22 protein-coding genes and 3 tRNA genes are annotated in these 20,965 nt (G+C 65.1%); 9 read left to right on the forward strand and 16 right to left on the reverse strand.

The features are described from left to right. The first annotated feature begins 136 nt into the window (after window positions 1–136). From PSEMAI1_RS21860 to PSEMAI1_RS0114765, 5 genes are all read left to right on the forward strand, one after another. Window positions 137–277, forward strand: a complete 141-nt coding sequence (locus PSEMAI1_RS21860; RefSeq protein WP_156943153.1) for a hypothetical protein — start codon at window positions 137–139, stop codon at window positions 275–277. 136 nt (window positions 278–413) lie between these two features. Next, window positions 414–1,058, forward strand: a complete 645-nt coding sequence (locus tag PSEMAI1_RS0114750) for a phosphoribosyltransferase (protein WP_024303621.1) — start codon at window positions 414–416, stop codon at window positions 1,056–1,058. 156 nt (window positions 1,059–1,214) lie between these two features. After that, window positions 1,215–1,290: transfer RNA gene (locus PSEMAI1_RS0114755), tRNA-Ala, on the forward strand. A gap of 9 nt (window positions 1,291–1,299) precedes the next feature. Continuing rightward, window positions 1,300–1,375, forward strand: a tRNA-Glu gene (locus PSEMAI1_RS0114760). Between the two features lie 4 nt (window positions 1,376–1,379). Then, a tRNA-Ala gene (locus PSEMAI1_RS0114765) sits at window positions 1,380–1,455 on the forward strand. A gap of 52 nt (window positions 1,456–1,507) precedes the next feature. Here PSEMAI1_RS0114765 and PSEMAI1_RS0114770 read toward each other — a convergent pair. The 5 genes from PSEMAI1_RS0114770 to PSEMAI1_RS0114790 form a co-directional block, all read right to left on the reverse strand. Further along, on the reverse strand, window positions 1,508–2,155 hold the full coding sequence (locus PSEMAI1_RS0114770) for a hypothetical protein (RefSeq protein WP_232219926.1): 648 nt from the start codon (window positions 2,153–2,155) through the stop codon (window positions 1,508–1,510). Between the two features lie 210 nt (window positions 2,156–2,365). After that, window positions 2,366–2,992 carry a GTP cyclohydrolase II gene (gene ribA / locus PSEMAI1_RS0114775; RefSeq protein WP_024303623.1) on the reverse strand — a complete coding sequence of 209 codons (627 nt, stop codon included), beginning with the start codon at window positions 2,990–2,992 and terminating at the stop codon, window positions 2,366–2,368. A 155-nt stretch (window positions 2,993–3,147) separates the two neighbouring features. Continuing rightward, a complete protein-coding gene (locus PSEMAI1_RS0114780) occupies window positions 3,148–3,855 on the reverse strand; it encodes a GAF domain-containing protein (protein WP_024303624.1) in 708 nt (235 codons plus the stop codon). Window positions 3,856–3,978: 123 nt separating this feature from the next. Continuing rightward, on the reverse strand, window positions 3,979–4,860 hold the full coding sequence (gene hslO, locus PSEMAI1_RS0114785) for an Hsp33 family molecular chaperone HslO (protein WP_024303625.1): 882 nt from the start codon (window positions 4,858–4,860) through the stop codon (window positions 3,979–3,981). Continuing rightward, window positions 4,857–5,453, reverse strand: coding sequence for an MFS transporter (locus PSEMAI1_RS0114790; RefSeq protein ID WP_024303626.1), 597 nt, complete (start codon window positions 5,451–5,453; stop codon window positions 4,857–4,859). The genes hslO and PSEMAI1_RS0114790 overlap by 4 nt, the downstream gene beginning before the upstream one ends. A gap of 319 nt (window positions 5,454–5,772) precedes the next feature. Between PSEMAI1_RS0114790 and PSEMAI1_RS0114795 the strand changes: the two genes are divergently transcribed. Both PSEMAI1_RS0114795 and PSEMAI1_RS0114800 read left to right on the forward strand, forming a co-directional pair. After that, the gene (locus PSEMAI1_RS0114795) at window positions 5,773–6,567 is read left to right on the forward strand and encodes a class II glutamine amidotransferase (RefSeq protein ID WP_024303627.1); all 795 of its coding nucleotides are present in this window, start codon (window positions 5,773–5,775) and stop codon (window positions 6,565–6,567) included. 156 nt (window positions 6,568–6,723) lie between these two features. After that, the gene (locus PSEMAI1_RS0114800) at window positions 6,724–8,529 is read left to right on the forward strand and encodes a putative nucleotidyltransferase substrate binding domain-containing protein (protein ID WP_024303628.1); all 1,806 of its coding nucleotides are present in this window, start codon (window positions 6,724–6,726) and stop codon (window positions 8,527–8,529) included. A gap of 132 nt (window positions 8,530–8,661) precedes the next feature. On the opposite strand, the gene PSEMAI1_RS0114805 is transcribed toward PSEMAI1_RS0114800, so the two are convergent. The 7 genes from PSEMAI1_RS0114805 to radC form a co-directional block, all read right to left on the reverse strand. Continuing rightward, window positions 8,662–9,036, reverse strand: coding sequence for an oxidoreductase (locus PSEMAI1_RS0114805; RefSeq protein WP_024303629.1), 375 nt, complete (start codon window positions 9,034–9,036; stop codon window positions 8,662–8,664). Window positions 9,037–9,150: 114 nt separating this feature from the next. Next, a complete protein-coding gene (locus tag PSEMAI1_RS0114810) occupies window positions 9,151–9,795 on the reverse strand; it encodes an EF-hand domain-containing protein (RefSeq protein ID WP_024303630.1) in 645 nt (214 codons plus the stop codon). Window positions 9,796–9,916: 121 nt separating this feature from the next. Beyond that, window positions 9,917–10,603 (reverse strand): two-component system response regulator BaeR, encoded by a 687-nt coding sequence (gene baeR, locus PSEMAI1_RS0114815; RefSeq protein WP_024303631.1) that lies wholly within the window; start codon window positions 10,601–10,603, stop codon window positions 9,917–9,919. 4 nt (window positions 10,604–10,607) lie between these two features. Continuing rightward, window positions 10,608–12,047 (reverse strand): sensor histidine kinase efflux regulator BaeS, encoded by a 1,440-nt coding sequence (baeS, locus tag PSEMAI1_RS0114820; protein WP_232219927.1) that lies wholly within the window; start codon window positions 12,045–12,047, stop codon window positions 10,608–10,610. A 66-nt stretch (window positions 12,048–12,113) separates the two neighbouring features. Next, window positions 12,114–13,016: a ribokinase gene (rbsK, locus tag PSEMAI1_RS0114825; RefSeq protein ID WP_024303633.1), complete on the reverse strand. Its 903-nt coding sequence runs from the start codon at window positions 13,014–13,016 to the stop codon at window positions 12,114–12,116. Between the two features lie 149 nt (window positions 13,017–13,165). Beyond that, window positions 13,166–13,417: a hypothetical protein gene (locus PSEMAI1_RS0114830; RefSeq protein WP_024303634.1), complete on the reverse strand. Its 252-nt coding sequence runs from the start codon at window positions 13,415–13,417 to the stop codon at window positions 13,166–13,168. A 115-nt stretch (window positions 13,418–13,532) separates the two neighbouring features. Continuing rightward, a complete protein-coding gene (radC, locus tag PSEMAI1_RS0114835; RefSeq protein ID WP_024303635.1) occupies window positions 13,533–14,207 on the reverse strand; it encodes a DNA repair protein RadC in 675 nt (224 codons plus the stop codon). 152 nt (window positions 14,208–14,359) lie between these two features. On the opposite strand from radC, the gene coaBC reads away from it, so the two are divergent. Continuing rightward, window positions 14,360–15,541 carry a bifunctional phosphopantothenoylcysteine decarboxylase/phosphopantothenate--cysteine ligase CoaBC gene (gene coaBC / locus PSEMAI1_RS0114840; RefSeq protein ID WP_024303636.1) on the forward strand — a complete coding sequence of 394 codons (1,182 nt, stop codon included), beginning with the start codon at window positions 14,360–14,362 and terminating at the stop codon, window positions 15,539–15,541. A gap of 101 nt (window positions 15,542–15,642) precedes the next feature. Next, the gene (gene dut / locus PSEMAI1_RS0114845) at window positions 15,643–16,095 is read left to right on the forward strand and encodes a dUTP diphosphatase (protein ID WP_024303637.1); all 453 of its coding nucleotides are present in this window, start codon (window positions 15,643–15,645) and stop codon (window positions 16,093–16,095) included. Window positions 16,096–16,189: 94 nt separating this feature from the next. On the opposite strand, the gene PSEMAI1_RS0114850 is transcribed toward dut, so the two are convergent. The 4 genes from PSEMAI1_RS0114850 to PSEMAI1_RS0114865 all read right to left on the reverse strand — a co-directional run bounded on the left by PSEMAI1_RS0114850 (window position 16,190) and on the right by PSEMAI1_RS0114865 (window position 20,627). Further along, window positions 16,190–17,014 carry an ABC transporter permease gene (locus PSEMAI1_RS0114850; RefSeq protein WP_024303638.1) on the reverse strand — a complete coding sequence of 275 codons (825 nt, stop codon included), beginning with the start codon at window positions 17,012–17,014 and terminating at the stop codon, window positions 16,190–16,192. A gap of 3 nt (window positions 17,015–17,017) precedes the next feature. Beyond that, window positions 17,018–18,280 carry an ABC transporter permease gene (locus PSEMAI1_RS0114855; RefSeq protein WP_156943154.1) on the reverse strand — a complete coding sequence of 421 codons (1,263 nt, stop codon included), beginning with the start codon at window positions 18,278–18,280 and terminating at the stop codon, window positions 17,018–17,020. 90 nt (window positions 18,281–18,370) lie between these two features. After that, complete coding sequence (locus PSEMAI1_RS0114860; RefSeq protein ID WP_024303640.1) at window positions 18,371–19,408, reverse strand: ABC transporter substrate-binding protein; 1,038 nt, start codon at window positions 19,406–19,408, stop codon at window positions 18,371–18,373. Between the two features lie 109 nt (window positions 19,409–19,517). Next, window positions 19,518–20,627 carry an ABC transporter ATP-binding protein gene (locus PSEMAI1_RS0114865; protein ID WP_232219928.1) on the reverse strand — a complete coding sequence of 370 codons (1,110 nt, stop codon included), beginning with the start codon at window positions 20,625–20,627 and terminating at the stop codon, window positions 19,518–19,520. Window positions 20,628–20,965 lie beyond the last annotated feature (338 nt).

The following is a 20,965-nucleotide window of genomic DNA, read 5'->3' on the forward strand; positions in this document are numbered from 1 at the left end:
ACAACGTCATGCGATGAAAAACGGCAATAAAAAATGGCCAAAGGGCGATTTCATCAACAAACATATCCTATTTCGGCGATATTTCAGTGATATGGACGATCAGCTCCGACGTCCCTGCCCACTTGAAGCATAATCCATGCTGATGCAATCAGCATTGACAATTATCACGTTTGCCATCACGGCTCATGAAACAGTTCAGGCATATTGCAGCATCACCAGCCGTTCGTGGTGCGGCGGATGGAACGCCGAGCACCGTAAAACGGTCTATGTTGAATGACGATGGCGGTGTCTGGTTCGACGCTCCCAGCCCCCTCGCCACGACCGACCGGTGCCGCCCGGTTGTCCCCAAAGGCGCCATTCCCACGCCACAGCCGCCTGAGGATCGCGCTCTAGCCTCGACGATGGAGATCATCATGCGGTTTAGTGATCGAGAGCAGGCAGCGACACGGCTCGCCTCGCAACTGGCCGGCTACCGCGGCCAGAACCCTTTAATCCTGGCCATTCCTCGAGGAGCCGTCCCGATGGCCGACGTGATTGCCGAGGCGTTGGAGGGCGAACTGGACGTGGTGCTGGTGCGCAAACTGGGCGCGCCGTTCCAGCCCGAGCTAGCGATCGGCGCGATCGACGAGTCCGGCTGGACCTACATTTCCGAGGTCGCCAGGCTGGCCGGAGCCTCCGCCGACTACATCGAACGGGAAAAAGAGACCCAGCTCGAACTGTTGCGCCAGCGCCGCCAGCGCTATACCGGCATCGCCCCCTCGGCCGACCCGGCCGGGCGGGTGGTGATCGTCGTCGATGATGGCTTGGCCACCGGCGCGACCATGATCACCGCACTGCGTGCGATTCGCATGAAACACCCCAAGAAGCTGGTCTGCGCAGTACCCGTGGCGCCACCGGACACCCTGGAACAGGTCTCTGCCTATGCCGACGAGATGGTATGCCTGGAGGCGCCGCTCAACTTCGGCGCAGTCGGGCAGTTTTACGAGCACTTCCCTCAGGTCAGCGACGAGGAGGTGATCGAGATACTGGAGAACCGGGGGCCACGGAAGGACGGCTGACAACTCAGTCTGGGGCCAGGTCCCAGCCGATCGGACACACGGCGCGGCGAGTCGTCCGGCAAAAAATATTCACTTGTCGCTTGACGCGCCAAAAGTCTATCGGTATAGTTCGTTTCTCTCGCGATGCTTCAAGCAGAACGAGACAGGTTGTTCAGTGGGGGTATAGCTCAGCTGGGAGAGCGCTTGCATGGCATGCAAGAGGTCAGCGGTTCGATCCCGCTTACCTCCACCACGATTTCCTGTCCCCATCGTCTAGAGGCCTAGGACATCGCCCTTTCACGGCGGTAACCGGGGTTCGAATCCCCGTGGGGACGCCATTTTGGGGGTATAGCTCAGCTGGGAGAGCGCTTGCATGGCATGCAAGAGGTCAGCGGTTCGATCCCGCTTACCTCCACCAAGACAAAAAACCGACGTCATCGACGTCGGTTTTTTGCTTTCCGGCCCATTCCTCAGGCGGCCAACTGCTCGATCCGCAGCAGACTCTGCTCGATATCGCCGATGCCGGCCGCCTGCTCCACACCGTGCCAGCCCTGGACCAGGGCATGAATGAAACGTACGCCGGCGACGATATAGCCCACGTCCTGCCGTTCCTCCTCGGCCAGACGGTTGCCTTCCTTGCGCGCCGCGGCCCGACGCTCCACCGCAGGGGCGGCAGGCTGGCTTTCCTGCGCAGCCGGCGTCGCCGTGCCATCCGCCATCGCCTGCCGGCCCCGGCTGTAGAGCCGGTAAGGCAGCGGCCATTCGTCCACCGCCGTCACCACCCGTCCGGTCAGCTCCATCACCACCTGCTCCAACTCTTCCGTCAGCCGATAGAGCGCCTGGACGAGGGGCAGGCGATCCCGCACCGCCGACAGCAACGCCTCTTCCCGCAGCAGTTCCACCCGCCGGCGCAGGAACTTGAGCTTGCCCCGCGCCAGCGCGCGCGCCTCCTCGTCCTGGCCCTGCCTGGCCCGTTGCGCCAGTTCGTCCAGGTAGTGCGCCCATTGCCGGTACTCCGCGACGGCCTGGCTGAAGGCCTCCGGCGGCATGGCCGCCACACTCGCCCCGCCGGGGCGCGGCGGCAGGTAGACGTCCTGCTCACGAGCACCATGCGGCACATCAAAATGCACGCTCATCTTCGGGGTGACCTTCATGTCGCGTCCTCCCTTGCCACTTCCCCTTGGACTGCCCCTATCCCGACGTGTTCTCAATCGTTTGTCGGTCGCCCTTCCCTTTTGAAACATAGCCCACCAGTACGGGAGACCAGACAAAAAAGACAGGGCCGCGCCATCCAGGCGCGGCCCTGTCTCTACATCGGGCAAGCCGGCTCAGAGTCCGTGGAACAGGTGTCCCAGCTTGGCGGCCTTGGTATCCAGATAACCGTCGTTGTGAGGGTTGCGACCGACCATCAGCGGCACCCGCTCGATGATTTCAATGCCGGTGTCGCGCAGCGTCTGCAGCTTGCGCGGGTTGTTGGTCATCAGGCGCACCCGGTCGATGCCCAACTCATCGAGCATGTCGCGAGCGATGCCGAAGTCGCGCATGTCGGCCGGAAACCCCAGTTGCTCGTTGGCTTCCACGGTATCGGCCCCGCCATCCTGCAGCCGGTAGGCGCGAATCTTGTTGATCAGGCCGATGCCGCGCCCTTCCTGACGCAGGTAGAGCAGCGCGCCGCGGCCTTCGCGGGCGATGGCCTCCAGTGCCGCCTCCAGCTGGAAACCGCAGTCGCAGCGCAGCGAAAACAGGCCGTCGCCGGTCAGGCATTCCGAATGCAGGCGCGCCAGTACCGGCTGGCCGTCGGCGATGTCGCCCATGGTCAACGCCACATGCTCGCGCGTGCCCGCCACTTCCTCGAAGCCGTGCATGGTGAATTCGCCCCACGGCGTGGGCAGGCGACAACTCGCCACGTGCGCAACCGCCGCCAGGCGGGGCGGTGCGCTTGCTTCAATCGACATGGTTACTCCGCATCAAAAACCGGTCGCCTCACCCATGGCTGAGCCCGCCGGCAGGCCCGGGCGCGGGGGCGCGACAGGCCAGGATCCTTCTCCAGATGGTGGGATGCTACTCCGCCCACTCTACAAGAGAAAGTAAAAGGTTTTAATCGATCTAATCAATTTTCTTCAACAAGCGGCAGCGCGGCGAGCGGGGCGGCCAGCACCAGCGCCAGCGCCGCCAGCCACACCTGGCGCTCCGGCGTGAAGAAGCCGGCCTCGGCCGATTCGGCATCGATGATGCCGAGCACCCGCCCCTCTTCGTCCAGCACCGGCAGGCAGACCTCGCTCTTTACCTTGGGATCGCATTCGTAGTAGCTGCCCCCCATGTCGCGCCACGCGGCAACATCGTCGATCACCACGCCCCAGCCGGTCAGGCCGACCCGGCTGTTGTTGCTGCCGGCGGCGAAACACTCGGTCAGCGGGAACTCGGCCCGGCTGGGGGCGCCACGATAGGCCAGCTTGACGAGGCGGGCCTGCTCCTTGCTGCCGATCGCGCAGTAGATGCCGAGCCAGTCGGCGCCGACCCGGCTGTTGGTCGAATCGACCAAGGCATTGAGATCGGTGAGCGAGGCGCGGGCCTCGGCGCTTTCGCCGCCGAACAGCGGCGACAGGTCGTAGGGCTCGGCGGCGAGCTCGTCGACCAGCGAGCAGGCGCCGTCGTCGCTCAAGAGCGGCACCGGGTAACGGAACAGGTCGGTGCGCGGCGCCGGCTTGTCGACGCTCAGCACGGCGCCCAGCGTCAACGCGGCGATCTGGAGCTCCACCTTGTCGAGCGACAGCGATTGTTCCTTGAGATAGGCGGCCAGACGACTGGCTGGAATCATGGATACTCCTCGCGGCGCCGGCCCGGGGCGGGCGCCGTAAAACGGCAAAAGCCGGTAAATCAGGGCACATCCGCCCCGCGCCCGGCCACACTCCCTCGGCGACCGGGTGGAGGCGGTGACGGCTCAGTGGCGCGCTTCGCGCACCGCCGCCATCACGTCGTATTCGAACAGGGCGTTGACGTCGTCCTCGTCGAAGACATAGTGCTGGTTGCAGAAATCGCAGGCGATTTCGACGCTGCCCTGTTCCAGCATCACTTCGCCCACCTCCTGGCCGCCCAGCATCTTGAGCATGCCGCCGACGCGCTCGCGGCTGCAGGTACAGGCGAACGACACCGATTCGGCGTCGAACACGCGTACCGCTTCCTCGTGGTAGAGGCGATACAGGATGTCGTCGGCCGACAGCGTCAGCAGTTCCTCGCGCTGCAGGGTCTCGGCCAGGGTCAGCACGTGCGGCCAGCCTTCGGCGTCGCCATGGCCATCCGGCAGCCGCTGCAGCAGCAGGCCGGCGGCGGTGGCGTCGCTGGCGGCCAGGATCAGGCGGGTGTCGAGCTGCTCGGAGCGGCGCATGTAGTTTTCCAGCATCTGCCCGACGCTGTCGCCCTCGAGCGCCACGATGCCCTGCCAGGTCTGCGCCTTGTCGACGCGCGGTTCCAGCGTCAGCACGAACTTGCCACCCTCGCCCAGCATCTGGGCGAGCGTCAGCCGCTCGTCGAGCGCCTCGTCGAACTTGGCGGTGGCGCGCACGGTGCGGTCGTTGTTGCATTCGACCACGGCCAGCCGCAGCGGGCCGGTGCCGTGCATCTGCAGGATCAGCGTGCCGTCGAACTTGAGGTTGGCGGCCAGGAGCACCGCGGCGGCCATCATTTCGCCCAACACGGTGCGCACCGGCAGCGGGTAACGGCGGCGTGCCAGCACCTGCTGCCAGGCGCCGTCGAGCCGCACCAGCGCGCCGCGCACCGGGGCGCCGTCGAACAGGAAGCGTTGCAGGGTATCGTGTTGGGTCATGCGGTTCCGTCCTTGGCCGCGTGTCCGGCCGTATCAATCGTGTAAAGAGTCATCGGCAGCGAGGAGCTGACGTCGAATTCGCAGCCGGCCGCGATGCCGATGCGGGCGATCTGTTCGGCGCTCAGGTCCTGGTCGTAGGCCACGTACATGGCGCCCATGGCGAACTTGCGCCCCGAGCCGATGGCCCAGAAGCGCGAGAATTCATACACCTCGCGCATCGGGTAGACGCCGAAGATGCCGTGCACGTTGGCCACCACCACCATCATCTGGCTCGACTCGTACGGGTCGTCCTCCTCTTCCTCCGGGCGAAGGAAGAACTGCTCCTTGAGCTTGGGGTGCAGCTTGCGGAAGGTATCGAACAGCCCCTGGCGCGAGCTGAAATCCTTGTTGTGGACCCCCTTGAGCACGCTCTGCAGCACCAGGTCGTGCGCCGCCGAACCGGCGATCGCCAGATAGCTGTCGCCCTGGCGGAAGATCTTGTTGTGATGCGGGTCGTAGCCGGCGAGCAGTTTCTGGTCGTCGCCGAAGGTGGTCTGACTGTCGGCCGCAATGGCGATCTGCGTGCCCTTTTTTACCACCACGATCGTCGTCATGTTTGCGTCTTTTCCGGGAAAACAGCACAAATGGGGATTTTCTCACAAAACGCAAGGCCACCGGTGCTCTCCAGCGGCGCAGGGCGGGACAAAACCGCGCTGCCGGGCGGACCACGAGGGTCGATGGCGGAATGCCCTCCGGTTTCCTCCCCTAGCCAGGCCACGCCATCCCGCCTGGCAGGGTCGAAAACCGCCATGCCGCCCGCTTAACCCAGCGTCTGGTGTGGCGCGGCCTAACATGAAACAATGACTTCCATCTTGTTACACCGTCCCGCAAGGGTCAGACACCGCAATCAACGCTTAATTCGGATCGACCGCCATGTGCCAGCTGTTGGGGATGAATTGCAATACCCCCACCGACATCATCTTCTCGTTCGAGGGCTTTCACCGCCGCGGCGGCCTGACCGACCATCATGCCGACGGCTGGGGCATCGCCTTTTTCGAGGGCAAGGGCTGCCGGCTGTTCCTGGACGACAAGCCCTCGGTCGAATCCCCGGTGGCGGCGCTGGTACGCCAGTATCCGATCAAGTCGGAAAACGTCATCGCCCACATCCGCAAGGCGACCCAGGGCGTGATCAGCCTGGCCAACACCCACCCCTTCATGCGCGAGATGTGGGGTCAGTACTGGATTTTCGCCCACAACGGCAACCTGGAGAACTTCACTACGCCCCCCGGCTGCTACTACAACCCGGTGGGCAGCACCGACTCGGAACGAGCCTTCTGCTACATCCTGGAATCCTTGCGCCAGAAATGGTGCCAGCCGCCGGCGCTGGAAGAGCTGTTTGCCGAAGTGGCCCGGTTGGCCGCAGAACTCCATGCCAAGGGCGTGTTCAACTTCATGCTGAGCAACGGCGAGATGCTGTTCGTCCATTGTTCCACCAAGCTGCACTACATCGTGCGCCAAGCGCCGTTTCCCACCGCCCACCTGGTGGACGACGACGTGACGGTCGACTTCTCCACCGTCACCACCCCGCGCGACCGCGTGGCGATCATCGCCACCCTGCCGCTGACCGACAACGAGCACTGGACACCGCTGGCGCCGGGTCAGCTGGTGCTGTTCCGCGACGGCGCACCGCTGCTGACGACGACGGCCCACCACGTGGCGGCCACGTGACGCCCGGCGTGCCCTCGCCCCTCGCGTGTCACGCGCCGCCGCGTAACCAACACGTGACCGCGACAAGGCGTTATGCTGTTGCTATAGCCCTGCCATGAATGTGGACAAACAGGACGGCACGCTGGCCGCAGCCAGCGCCCTGACCGCGGAGCCAGCATGAGCCGTTTCGACTTCACCCACCCGCCTTTCGACAGTCTCACCAGTAGCGAGCGGGACACGTTGGAAGCCGCTGCCGACATCGTGTTCTACGGCGACGAAGAACTGATCATGGAACCGGGCACCCCGGTCGACACGCTGTTCGTGATGATCAAGGGCCTGGTGCGCGAGATGGCCGGCGACGAAGTCATCGCCGTCTACCGCGAACGCGACACCTTCGACGCCCGCGCCCTGGTGGCCGGACACACCGCTCACCGTTTCGTCGTCCACGAGGAGGCGCTGGTCTACGCGCTGCCGCGCACCGCGGTGCTGGCGCTCACCGAACTGAACGCGCGCTTCGGCGCGTTCTTCTACGCCAGCATATCGCAGAAATTCGGCGCCCTGGCCGAACGCGGTGGCAACCGCGAATGGCAGACGCTGCTCACCGCGCGGGTACGCGACGTCTACGCGAAGAAGCCGCTGTTCCTCGACAGCGAGGACAGTGTGCTGGACGCCGCCCGGCTGATGAAGCAGCACAAGGCCAAGTCGATCCTGGTGCGCCACGGCCGGCGCGTCGGCATCTTCACCGCCAGCGACTTTCGCGACCTGATCATCGACGGCACCCGGTCCGACACGGCGCTGGGGACGCTGTGCCGCTTCGACCTGATCTGCTGCGATATCGACGACTACCTGTTCAACGCCCTGTTGACCATGACGCAGAAGAACATCCAGCGCGTGGTGGTCACCGAGGGCGGCAGCCCGGTCGGCATCCTGGAACAGGTCGACCTGCTGTCCTATTTCTCCAACCACTCGCACCTGATCGCCCAGCGTCTGGAGCGGGCCGGCTCGCTCGACGAGCTGGCCGACATCGCCGCGCAGATCACCCGGCTGGTGGAGATTCTGACCGGCCACGGCGTCAAGGCCGTCCAGCTGGGGCGGCTGGTGCAGACGCTGAACGCGCGGCTGTTCGAACGCGCCTGGCGCCTGCTCGCCCCGCCCGAGCTGATCGCCAACAGCTGTCTCTTGGTCATGGGGTCGGAGGGACGCGGCGAACAGGTCCTCAAGACCGACCAGGACAACGCCCTGATCCTGCGCGACGGCTACACCAGCCTGGAGCTGGACCGCGCCTGCCAGGCCTTCTCCGAGGCGCTGGCCCGCTTCGGCTACCCGCCCTGCCCCGGCCGCATCATGGTGAACAACCCGGACTGGCGCCTGTCCGAGGCCGCCATGCGCGACCGCCTCTACCACTGGGTCTACCTGCCGGAAAACGATGCGCAGCTGAATCTCGCCATCTTCGTCGATGCCGAGGCCGTGGCCGGCGACGCCATCCTGCTCGAACGCTGCCACGACTACCTGCAGCAGCTGCTGCGCGACGATGACAGCTTCTATCACCGCTTTGCCCGCGCCATCGAACAGTTCAACACCCCGCTGGGGCTGTTCTCCCAGTTGCTGACCAAGGAAAAGGACGGCCAAGCCATGCTCGACCTGAAAAAGGGCGGCATCTTCCCCATCGTGCACGGCGCGCGCGCGCTGGCGCTGCAGTACGGCCTGCAGGAGCGCAACACCTTCGAGCGGCTGGCGCGCCTGGTCGAAATTGGCCGGCTCGACCGGGAGCTGGCCAACGACACGGCCGAGGCGCTCTCCTTCCTGTTCCAGCTGCGCCTGAGCCAGGGTCTCACGGCCCTGGCCGAAGGCCGTCCGGCCGGCAACCTGATCAGCCCGGCGCGCCTCTCGACGATGGAGCGGGACTTGCTGAAGGACGCGCTGGGCGTGGTCAAGCGCTTCAAGGGCATGCTGCGCCATCATTTCCGGCTGGCCAGCTTCTGATACGGAAACGCTGGCCGTGCCGGATGGCGACGCGGCTTCGGCTGAGCAAAAAAAGACCGGGGATCGTTCGATCTCCCGGCCAAGCTCTCGTTCCTGCAAATTCGCGCCCTCGTCCGGGCGGATGGCCCTCGCTCAGTAGGCCTGCTCGCCGTGGCGGGTCTCGACGTACTCCCCCGCGCACAACGACAGCATCAGCAAAGCCACTCGCTCGTGCACGATAACCGTGTGCTGATTGCCGGAAAACTGCATGAAGCGCCGCAAATCGTCGCGCACCTTACGCGAGCCGGTCATGTCGATGATGATGTCGACGCGGCTGCCCTGCTCGGCGATCTCGATGAAATTGTGGGTGACCGGCACGCCATGTCGACGCGCCAGGGCGATGCCGGGCAGGTCCAGGTTGAGGTCCGCCACCCCTACCACCTCGACAAAGGGAGCGCTCAGCAACTGCTGCAACAACGGCGTCCCGGTCTCGCCAGCCCCGATCACTCCCAGCGTGATTTTCTTCATTATGCCCCTCCGTGGTCATGCCAAGATCATGCAGGCCGTTACTGTAAAATAATCCCTGCCCCCCTTTCTTGAGCCACATCAAGCCAAGTTCATTCATCCTGGCACACCGCCAGCTCAGTGACCGCAGCCGCGCGGACCGGCTGCGGCGCGCAGCTCGTCCCCGGTCACGAAGCCGTCCTTGTTGGCGTCGGCCCGCTCGAACGCCGCCTTGGCCTCGTCCATGCTCAGCTTGCCGTCGTTGTTGGTGTCGAGTTTGGCCAGGAACGGCTTGTGCTCGTGTCCCGGGCCGTGACGGAAGCGCTCGCGCATCGCCTGGCGCAGCTCGTCGCGGCTGAGCTGGCCGTCGTGGTTCAGATCGAGCTTGGCAAAGTCGTCGGCCAGCCTCGGCATACCAGCGCGGGCCTCCTCCAGGCTCAGCTGGCCGTCGCCATTCTTGTCTGCCTGGGCAAAGCACTGCTGGAAGTGGTGGCGCATGCCATGCCGGCGCGGGAAGTGCGCGCGCATGAAGCCGTACAGCTCGTCGCGGCTGAGTTGGCCATCGTGATTGGCATCGATCTTGTCGAAGTCGTCGGCCAGGCGCGGCAGCGCCGCCTGCACCTCCGCCTTGCTCAACAGGCCGTCGCCGTTGGTATCGGCCTGGGCGAAGCGCGCGGTTGGCCCTCCCAGCCGGGGCTCCTTGGCGGCGCCGCTGTCCGCGGCGGCCAGCGCCGAGAAGCTGATCAGCGCCATCAGCAGCGTCAGTCCGATTTTCCGTTTCATTGCAATCTCCTTGTGAAGGGTGATGGGTTCGTTACCACCGATGGGAGACAGCTTAGAAAGGAAATGTCAGGCAACTGGAGAGGAAGCGTGGAGAAATGGTGAAGCAAGTGTTAGCGCGTCTTTACAACTCCAGCTTGTAGCCGACGCCATACACCGAACGGATCAGCTCCTGCTGCGGCGCGACCTGGTCCAGCTTGCGACGCAGGTTCTTGATGTGGCTGTCGACGGTGCGGTCGGTCACCACCCGATGATCGGCGTACAGGTGATCGAGCAGCTGGTCGCGCGAGAACACCCGGCCCGGCACCGAGGCCAGGGTGCGCAGCAGGCGGAACTCGGCCGGGGTCAGCTCCAGCCGCCGTCCCTGCCACGAGGCCAGGTAGCCCTCCTCGTCGATCGTCAGCCCGGAATCGGCGGCGCTCTGGTCACGACGCTGGCTGCGCCGCAGGATGGCCTTGACCCGCGCCACCACCTCACGTGGGCTGTACGGCTTGCAGATGTAGTCGTCGGCCCCCAGTTCCAGGCCGAGCAGGCGGTCGATCTCCTCGACCCGGGCGGTGACCATGACGATCGGCACGTCGCTGAAACTGCGCAGCTCGCGGCAAATGTCGAGACCGTCGCGACCGGGCAGCATCAGGTCGAGCAGGATCAGGTCCGGCGTGCGATGGCGCACCTCGGGCAGCACGGCCAGGCCGTCCGCCAGGCAGGCGGCCTCGAAGCCGGCGGCGGCGAGGTAGTCCGCCAGCAGGCGCGATAGTTTGGGTTCGTCCTCGACCACGAGGACGTAGGCGGGCTTGGCAGAGGGGTTCATGCTCTCATCGTGTCCGTAAAGGGAATGTCAGGGAAATCCACAGCCCGCCCAGCGGCGAGGGACGGGCCTCGATCTCGCCGCCGTGCGCCTCGACGATGCTGCGGCACAGCGCCAGCCCGAGGCCGGCGCCGCCACTGGCGCGGTTGCGCGAGCCCTCCACACGGTATAGCCGCTCGAACAATCGCGGCAGTGCCTCCGGCGGCACTGCCGGTTCCGAATCCTGGAAGTCGACGCGCAGCCTGTCGCCGTCGCGGTTGACACCGACCCGCAGCTTCCCGCCGGGGTCGGTGTAGCGCACGGCGTTTTCCAGCAGATTGTTGAACAGTTGCAGCAAACGCTGCGGATCGGCTTCGACCATCCAGCCGGCCGCCGGCGGAATCCGGTTCTCCACCGTGATCTCACGGCTCTGCAGGCGCTCGCCGAAGGCACCCAAGGCCTGCTGCAGCACCTCGAGCGGGTCGAACACCTCCATGTGGTAGCTCAGTGCGCCGACATCGGCCAGCGACAGCTCGTACAGGTCGTCCACCAGCTTGCTCAGCGTGGAAACCTCGGCCTGCAGCGACTTGAGCGCCTCCGGCGTCGGCGTACGCACGCCGTCCTCCATCGCCTCCAGCTCGCCGCGCAGCACCGCCAGCGGGGTGCGCAGTTCGTGCGAGATGTCCGCCATGAAGTGGCGCCGCATCCGTTCGTTGTTTTCCAGCACGCGCGCCAAGCGGTTGAAGTCGCCCCCCAGCCGTCCCAGTTCGTCACGCGAACTGGCCTCTACCCGGGTGCTGTAGTCGCCGGCCGCCAGCTGGTGCAGCGCCGCCGCCAGGCGCTTGACCGGCACCAGCATGACACGCGCCAGCAGCATCGCCACCGCGGCGGCCAGCAGCACGCCGAGCACCGCGAACAGCCAGCCGGCCTTGAGCTGTCCCTCCTGGAAACGCAGGTCGGCAGCGTTGGTCAGGCGGCTGACCGGCATGCTCACCAGCCAGCCGACCGGCCGGCCATCCAGTTGCAGGGCGGTGCGGGTGGCGTCAGACGGCCAATTCGGCGCTCCTGCCACCACCCGCCCCTGCTCATCCAGCAGCGTCAGCGGCGGCAAGGGCAGACGAAAACCATGATGCCCGAGCGGGTGGTCTGCCCGCCCCGGCGGGCGCTCGAGCCTGGCCTCGGCGCGCACTATCCGGCGCCACAAGCGCTCGTTGCCCTGCAGGAAGGCCCAGCTGCCCTCTTCGCGGTAGGCCTCGACCAGGCTGCTTTTCAGCGTTTCCAGCCGCTGGGCGTCGCGCTGGCTGACGTAGTCGAGAAAGCCCTGCTTGAAACTCAGGCGGCTGGCGGCGCCGATGGCCAGCGCCACTACCACGCAGCAGAACAGGATGGCGAAAAACAGTTTGGAAGTGATGCCGAGCTTCATGAAGGCGTCCGGCGGCAGCGCCGCCTCGGGTCGGGATGGCACCATTGTGGAAACAGCCGGCGACCTCGGCAAGGGCGACACCGGCTCTCACCGGCAAGTTTCACACTTTTTTCACCGTTGCCCGGCGCCGGCCAGGAAAGCCTCCAACTGCGCCACGGTCGGCATGCCGCCGCGCGCACCCGGCTGCGTCACCGCCAGCGCCCCGGCGGCCACCGCGCGCTGTAGCGCCGCCTCGATGCCTCGATTCAGGAACACCGCCAGCGCAGCGTTGAAGGTATCGCCGGCCCCGGTGCTGTCGACCACCTCCACCGCCCGCCCCGGCTGGTGCCGCAGCTGTCCGGCGGAGTCGGCATACGTGGCGCCCTCGGCCCCTTGGGTCAGCACCACCTTGCCGGTGAGGGGCGGCGGGAGTTGATCGAGACCCGTCGCCGCCGTCGCGCCGAGCAGTTGCGCCAGCTCGTGCTGATTCGGCGTGAGGTAGGCAACCCGCGCCAGCAGCTCTGCCGGCAAGGCTTGCGCCGGCGCCGGGTTGAGGATCAGCGGCACGCCGTGCCGCTCGGCCAGGCGGGCGACTTCCGCCACCGTTTCCAGCGGGATCTCCAGCTGCGTCAACAGCACGTCGGCGGCGGCGATGTCGGTTTCGGCCCGGCGGACATCCTCCGGGCTCAGCGCATGGTTGGCGCCGGGCACGACGACGATGGCGTTCTCCCCGCCGCTGACGGTGATGGTGGCGACGCCGCTGGCGACCCCCGGCGTGACCGCAACGTGACGCATATCCACGCCCTCCTGCCGCAGTCCGGCGAGCAGTTCACGGCCGAAGCCGTCGTCGCCGACGCGCCCGACCAGCATCACCTCGGCGCCGAGCCGGCGGGCCGCCACCGCCTGGTTGGCCCCCTTGCCGCCGTGGCAGGTGAAGAAGCGCTCGCCGATGAGCGTCTCGCCCGGAGCCGGGAAGCGCCCGCACAGAGATACCAGGTCCATGTTGATGCTGCCGACCACCACGATCTTGGGCATGGTTTTTCCCGTTATTGTCCGGCAGTACAGCCGGCAGGTCAGGTTGACGAGGGATCAGGAGAGGAAGTGTCGGATAAAACCGGGGCCGGCTCAACACGCGGGAGCCAAAGGGACGCTACCGGCCCGCCAGGCAGACGGGCCGGACGGACTCAATGCAGGCTTTCACGGGACAGGAAGCGCAGGTAGCCCACTCCTTCCAGCCAGAAACCACCGTCGGCCAGCGGGGTCGCCTCTTCCAGCTCGGCCACAGTCAGGATCAGCTCCTGGCCGTCCAGCTGGGCGGCGAGCGCGATGTCCTCGTCGTCGGCGAACTCTTCCGAGGCGTATTGATAGTCGGGCTTGATGAACTGGTTGTTCACCTGGATGTACTCTGATTCATTCAGCAAGCGCAGGATGTTCATGGCAACCTCCTTGTGATGCGAAGAATGTAGGGGCAAGCTCGACAGTTGCTTCTACTTCGGAGGCGACTCGCGCCGGGCCGCACTGTCGACGACCGGGCGTCACCTGTCGCTCACCTCACAGCCAGCCACGCTCGGCAAACGACTCCGCATGGCTCCCCGTGATCACGAAATGGTCCAGCAGACGGACATCCACCAGTTGCAGCGCCGCCTTGAGGGTATCGGTCAGCGCCCGGTCGGCCGACGACGGTTCGGCCACACCGGAAGGGTGATTGTGCGCCACGATGACGCCGGCCGCATTGTGCGCCAGCGTCCGGCGCACCACCTCGCGCGGATAGACCCGGGTCTCGCTCAAGGTGCCGCTAAATACTTCTTCGACCGCCAGAACGCGGTTTTGTGCCGTCAGGAAGATCACCACGAAGACTTCGACATCGCGCATGCCGATCGACAGCCGCAGAAAATCGCGCACCGCCTGCGGGCTGGACAGCGCATCGGCCAGCTTCATCTCCTCCGCCAACGCCCGCCGCGCCAGCTCCTTGGTCGCCATCAGTTGGGCATACTTGGCCGCTCCCAGGCCGGGCTGGCGCTCGAACTCGGCCAGATCGGCAGACAGCAGGCAGGACAGCGAGCCAAATTCGTTCATCAGCCGGCGCGCCATGTCGACCGCCGACAGGCCCTTGATGCCGGTACGCAGAAAGATGGCCAGCAACTCGGCATCGGAGAGATGCTCCGCCCCGTGCGCCAGCAGCTTTTCCCGGGGACGTTCCGCCGCGGGCCAATCGCAGATCGACATGACCGACTCCTTATTGTGCTATAGCCTGTTTTCACCATTAAACCCAATGCCATGCGGAAAGCATAGGGAGGACGGTCGTGGCGGCGGCGCCGTCACCGTCAGCGGCAATTTCCGGTAAACTTTCTTTTTTTCAGGTTGCACAAAGGCTTTCCATGTCTGCCAAACGGATTCTTCTGGGCGTCACCGGTGGCATCGCCGCCTACAAGGCGGCCGAGCTGACCCGTCTCCTGGTCAAGGCCGGGCACCGCGTCGACGTGGTGATGAGCGAAGCGGCCACCTGCTTCGTCACCCCGACCACCTTCCAGGCGCTGTCCGGCCACGCTGTCTACACCAGCCAGTGGGATCCGCGCCCGGACAACGCCATGGCGCACATCGAGCTGTCGCGCCGCGCCGACGTGTTCCTGATCGCCCCGGCCAGCGCCGACTGCCTGTTCAAGCTGGCGCACGGCGCCTGTGACGACCTGATCTCGACGCTGGCGGCGGCGCGTACCTGTCAGCTGATCGTCGCCCCGGCGATGAACAAGCAGATGTGGGACAACCCGCCCAACCAGCGCAACGTCGCCCAGCTGGTGGCCGACGGCGTGACGGTGTTCGGCCCGGCCGCGGGCGAGCAGGCCTGCGGCGAAGTCGGCCTCGGCCGCATGCTGGAGCCGGAAGAGATCGCCGAGCGCATGGAAGGCTTCTTCGTCGAGAAGCGCCTCGCCGGCAAGCAGGTGCTGCTGACCGCCGGCCCGACCTTCGAACCGATCGACGCGGTGCGCGGCATCACCAACGTGAGCTCCGGCAAGATGGGCTACGCACTGGCACGCGCCTGCCGCGATGCCGGTGCCGAGGTGACGCTGGTCTCGGGACCGACCGGCCTGCCCTGCCCGGTCGGCGTGCGCCGGCTCGACGTGGTGAGCGCCGCCGAGATGCACCAGGCGGTGTTGCAGGAGGTCGGCCGCAGCGACGTGTTCATCGCCGTGGCGGCGGTGGCCGACTACCGTGTGAAGAACCGCTCGGAGCACAAGCTGAAGAAGGGCGACAGCGTGCCGGTCATCGAACTGGAAGAAAACCCGGATATCCTCGCCACCGTGGCCGGCCTGCCGGCGGCGCCGTTCTGCGTCGGTTTCGCGGCGGAGAGCCAGAACCTGCTGGAATTCGCCGAAACCAAGCGCCGGCGCAAGAAGGTGCCGCTCTTGGTCGCCAACCTGGCGCAGCAGGCGATGGGCGCCGACCACAACGAGGTGGTGCTGCTCGACGACGCCGGCGCGCACCCGCTGCCGATCCAGCCCAAGGAGCAGGTGGCACACGCCATCGTCGCGCACCTGGCCACGCTGCTGGCGCAACGCTGAGCGCCCGTTCCGTCAGGCGACTGTGCCTGGCGGCATAGGCCCTACCCCATCCGGGTTGGCCGAAGTGTCGGCCAACCCTCATGTTTTTTCAAGGACCCCGCATGAAACCCGTCATCGACGTCAAGATTCTCGACCCCCGCCTGCACGACAAGCTGCCGGACTACGCCACCAGCGGCTCGGCCGGGCTCGACCTTCGCGCCGCCATCGACACCCCGATGGAAATCAAGCCGGGCGAGACCCAGCTGATCCCCACCGGCATGGCCATCCACCTCGCCGACCCCGGCCTCGCGGCGATGATCCTGCCGCGCTCCGGCCTCGGCCACAAGCACGGCATCGTGCTCGGCAACCTGGTCGGGCTGATCGACTCCGACTACCAGGGCCAGCTGTTCGTCTCGGTGTGGAACCGCGGTCACAGCCCCTTCTCGCTGGCGCCGCTGGAACGCATCGCCCAGATGGTGATCGTGCCGGTGGTGCAGGTCGGCTTCAACATCGTCGACGACTTCGACGCCTCGCACCGCGGCGAGAACGGGTTCGGCAGCAGCGGCCGACACTGAGAGCTCGTGACGATTTCTTTCACACGCCCCGAGCCCCCCCAAAAAGACAAAAGCCCGGTTTAACCGGGCTTTTGTTCATCCTGAGACAACCGACTCAGACCTTGGCGGTGCGGATGCGCTCCGCACGCCCGCGCAGCCACTCCAGCGTCAGCAGCAAGGCGGTGGAGAACAGGATCAGCACCGCCGCCGCCGCCGCGATGGCCGGACTGATGTTCTCCTTGATGCCACTGAACATCTGGCGCGGCAGCGTCACCTGTTCCGGACCGGCCAGGAACAGCGTCACCACCACCTCGTCGAACGACGTGGTGAAGGCGAACAGCGCGCCCGACACCACCCCCGGCGCGATCAGCGGCAGCACCACCTTGCGGAAGGTCAGCAGCGGGCTCGCGCCCAGGCTGGCGCTGGCCCGGATCAGGCTGGTATTGAAGCCGCTCAGCGTCGCCGACACCGTGATCACCACGAACGGCACCCCCAGCGCGGCATGCACCAGGATCAGGCCGAGGTAGTTGTTGGTCAGCCCCAGCGGCGAGAAGAACAGGTAGGCGCCGACCCCGACGATCACCACCGGCACCACCATCGGCGAAATCAGCACCGTCATCAGCAGCGACTTGCCGGGAAAGTTCGAGCTGGTCAGGCCGACCGCCGCCAGCGTACCCAGCACCGTCGCCAGCAGCGTGGCGGCCGGCGCCACGATGAAGCTGTTCTTCAACGAGTGCATCCATTCGCCGTTGCCGAAGAACTCGGCGTACCAGCGCCAGGAGAACGACTTGATCGGATAGACCAGGAAGCTGTCCGCCGAGAACGACAGCGGGATGATCGCCAACAGCGGCGACATCAGGAACACCAGCACCAGCACGCACAAGAGACGGAATGTCCAGTACCAGAGCTTCTCGACGGGAGAGGCGTAGTTAGGCAGCATGATTTACCCCAGGCTCAGACGATCGGTGCCCACCAGCTTGCTGTACACCGCGTACAGCGCCAGCGTGGCGACCAGGAGCAGACTGCCCAGCGCGGCGGCCATGCCCCAGTTGATGGTGACGTTGGTGTAGAAGGCGACGTAGTAGCTCACCATCTGGTCTTCCGGGCTGCCCAGCAAGGCCGGCGTGATGTAGTAGCCCAGGCACATGATAAACACCAGCAAGGCCCCGGCCGCCACGCCCGGCAGCGTCTGAGGGAAGTAGATTTTCCAGAACGCGGCGAACGGGTGGTCACCCAGCGAAATGGCCGCCTTGACGTACGAGGGCGGAATGCTCTTCATCACGCTGTAGGAGGGCAAGATCACGAACGGCAGCAGGATGTGCACCATCGCGATGTACACGCCGACGCGGTTGAACGCCAGCTGCAGCGGATGGTCGACGATACCCAGCGCCATCAGGCCGCTGTTGATCAGCCCCTCGGACTGCAAGAGCACGATCCACGCCGCGACCCGCACCAGCACGGAGGTCCAGAACGGCAGCAGCACCAGGATCATCAGCAGGTTGCTCTGGCGCTTGGGCAGGTTGGCGAGCCAGTAGGCCACCGGGTAACCCAGCAGCATGCAGAACACCGTCACCCACAGGCTCATCCACATGGTCCGGCCGAAGATGCTGAGGTAGGCACGCTCGGCGACCGGTGCCAGCTGCGGCACGCCGCTCTTGGTCTCGCGCAGGTCGAGCGAACGGTACAGGTAATACGGACTCACCGACTTGGCGTTGCGCGCAATGGCATGCCAGTGATCGGGGTCGCCCCAGCGCTCGTCGATCTGGATGAAGTGATCGCGCACCGACTCGCCCGGCGCCAGTTGCAAGGGCATCTTGCGCGCGGTACGCATCAGCAGCGAACGGTAGCCGCTGATTTCCATGTTCAGGCGCTTGGAGGCGTCCGCCAGCGTACCCTCCGCCTTGGCGCGGGCCAGATCCCCGGCCAGCGCGGCAAACACCGCGTCCGACGGCAGGCCGCGCTGGTCCCAGGAACGGATCAACTGGCTGGTCTGCGGAAGCGCGGTGACGACTTCCGGGTTATCGACGCTGCGGAACAGCAGCGAGGTGATCGGGACCATGAAGGTCAGCAACAAAAACAGCGCCAGCGGCGCGACCAGAGCGATCGCCTTGAATTGCTTGAGGCGTTGCTCGCGCGCCAGTTTCTTCTTGAGCGGTTCGCCATCGGCGGCCGTCAACGGCGCATTCATGATAAGACTATCCGACATGTCATCAACCTGAGAGAGGGGCTCCGCCGCCCGGCGGCGGGAGCCGCAGTTACATACCGGCCCGGCAGAGATGCCGGGTCGGCCTCAAGGTCAGCGTGCTGCCCAGGCGTTGAAGCGCTCTTCCAGGTCTTCGCCATGCTCAACCCAGAACGGCACGTCCAGCGCCAACGCTCCCTTCAGGTTGGCCGGCGCGGTCGGCAGGTTGGCGGCCAGCTTGGCGTCCATCAGCTTCACCGTCTTCAGGTTGGTCGGGCCGTAGGCGATGCGGGCCGAATAGTTCTTCTGGTTTTCCGGCTTGCTGGCGAAGTTGATGAACTTCATCGCTTCCTTCACCTTGGCGCCTTTCGGAATGGCCCAGGAATCGACGTCGTAGATGCTGCCGTTCCAGACCACTTTCAGATTCTTGCCTTCCTTCTGTGCGACATCGATGCGCCCGTTGTAGGCCGAGCTCATCACCACGTCGCCGGAGGCCAGGAACTGCGGCGGCTGGGCGCCGGCTTCCCACCACTGGATGTGCGGCTTCAGTTGGTCGAGCTTCTTGAAGGCGCGGTCCACGCCGGCCTTGGTGGCCAGCACCTTGTAGACGTCGGAGGCCGGCACGCCGTCGGCCAACAGGGCGAATTCCAGCGTGTACTTGGCGCCCTTGCGCAGGCCGCGCTTGCCCGGGAATTTCTTCACGTCCCAGAAATCCTTCCAGGAAGTCGGGGCCGCCTTCAGCTTGTCGGCGTTGTAGGCCAGCGCGGTCGACCACACGAAGATGCCCACGCCGCACTCGGATACCGCCGGCTTGACGAAATCGGCCTTGTTGCCCACCTGGGCCCAGTTGATCTTCTCGAAAATGCCCTCTTCGCAGCCGCGCAGCAGTTCCGGCGACTCCACCTCGAGCACGTCCCAGGTCGGGCGGCCCACTTCCACCATGGCCTTCACCTTGGCCATTTCGCCGTTGTAATCGCCGGCAGTGATCTTGGTGCCGGTGGCCTTCTCGTACGGCTGGTAATAGGCCGCGGCCTGGGCATCCTTGTTCGCCCCGCCGAAGGAGATGACGGTCAGGCTCTCGGCCGCCAGCGTCGACAGCGAAACCCCGCCCAGTACGGCGGCAGCGATGATTTTCTTGCTAACGTTCTTCATCCAGTTTCTCCTCTGAAACCCAGTTCAGTTAATGATCTGCCAGGCCCATGTGTCCGGGCTCATTACGACGTGGCAGGGGCGCCGTTTTGTCTTGTGTGTGTGTGAAAAACTACGGATTGAGCGGGTCCAGCGCCCGGATGTCTTCCGGATTCCAGCCCAGCGCGATGGAGTCGCCGACCGACCAGGAGCCGTCGAGTTCGCTGACCGGCACCTTGACGATGAAGGACGGGTTACCCGCCACGTCCATGCGCAGACGGACGTGATCGCCAAAGTAGATGAACTCCTGCAGCTTGCCGGTGAAGCGGTTGGCGCACTGCTCCGAGGCGCCGTTCAGGCGCACTCGCTCGGGGCGGATGGACATGGTGGTGCGGGCACCGGGCTTGTCGGCGCATACCGCCTTCGCCGTGAGGCCGATGCCGTCGCCCAGCTTCACCTGGCAGAAACCGTCCCGCAGGCTCTGCACCTCGCCCTCCAGCGTGTTGTTCTCGCCGATGAAGCTGGCGACGAAGGAGTTGGAGGGGGCCTCGTACAGGGTATAGGCGCTGTCGATCTGCTGGATGATGCCGTCCTTGAACACCGCCACGCGGTCGCTCATGGTCAGGGCCTCGCCCTGGTCGTGGGTCACGTACACCACGGTCACGCCGAGCGAGTCGTGGATGTGCTTGATCTCCATCTGCATGTGCTCGCGCAGCTGCTTGTCGAGCGCGCCCAAGGGCTCGTCCATCAGCACCAGCTGCGGTTCGAACACCAGCGCGCGCGCCAGCGCCACGCGCTGCTGCTGGCCGCCGGAGAGCTGGGCCGGATAACGGTGCGCCAGTTTTTCCAGCTTGACCATCGACAGCGCGTGCATCACCTTGGCGTCGATGTCCGACTTGGAGAAATTGCGGATTTTCAACGGATAGGCCAGGTTCTCGCCGACCGTCATGTGGGGGAACAGGGCATAGTTCTGGAACACCATGCCGATATTGCGTTTGTGCGGCGGCACGTGGTTGAGCAGAGCGCCGTTCAGACGAATCTCGCCATGCGTCGGGGTCTCGAACCCCGCCAGCATCATCAGGCAAGTGGTCTTGCCGGAGCCGGAAGGGCCGAGCAGGGTCAGAAACTCGCCTTTCCGAATATCGAGATCCAGATGCTTGACGATCAGGCTCTCGCCATCGTAACTCTTCTGAACACCGCGAAAGCTGACCAGCACCTCATTGTCGGGGACGACTTCGGGCACGATGGTTTCTCCTCTGAAACTAAATGTCCGACCAGCGGAACGTGATTCCATTTCTCGCACAGGCCGCCGTGTTATAGGCCATTCGGCTTCTGTTTTCGTCCCACCCTCACGAGCGGGCCGGTGTCGAGCCGTTGCTGGCAACCTGTAGCGCAACGATAGCCCACAACGGCGCGGCGCGGCAACAATGTTTAATTTCAAGCAAAACCACAAAGCCCAAAGCGTTAAATAAATACAACAAACGTTGAACAAATCCAGTTGTTTTATACAAACAATTACAAATAAAGGCGCTTAATTTCGAAAAATGTTTAATAAAGCGCGAAATGTTTATTTTTTTAACC

Source organism: Pseudogulbenkiania sp. MAI-1 (genome assembly GCF_000527175.1).
Lineage (GTDB): Bacteria > Pseudomonadota > Gammaproteobacteria > Burkholderiales > Chromobacteriaceae > Pseudogulbenkiania.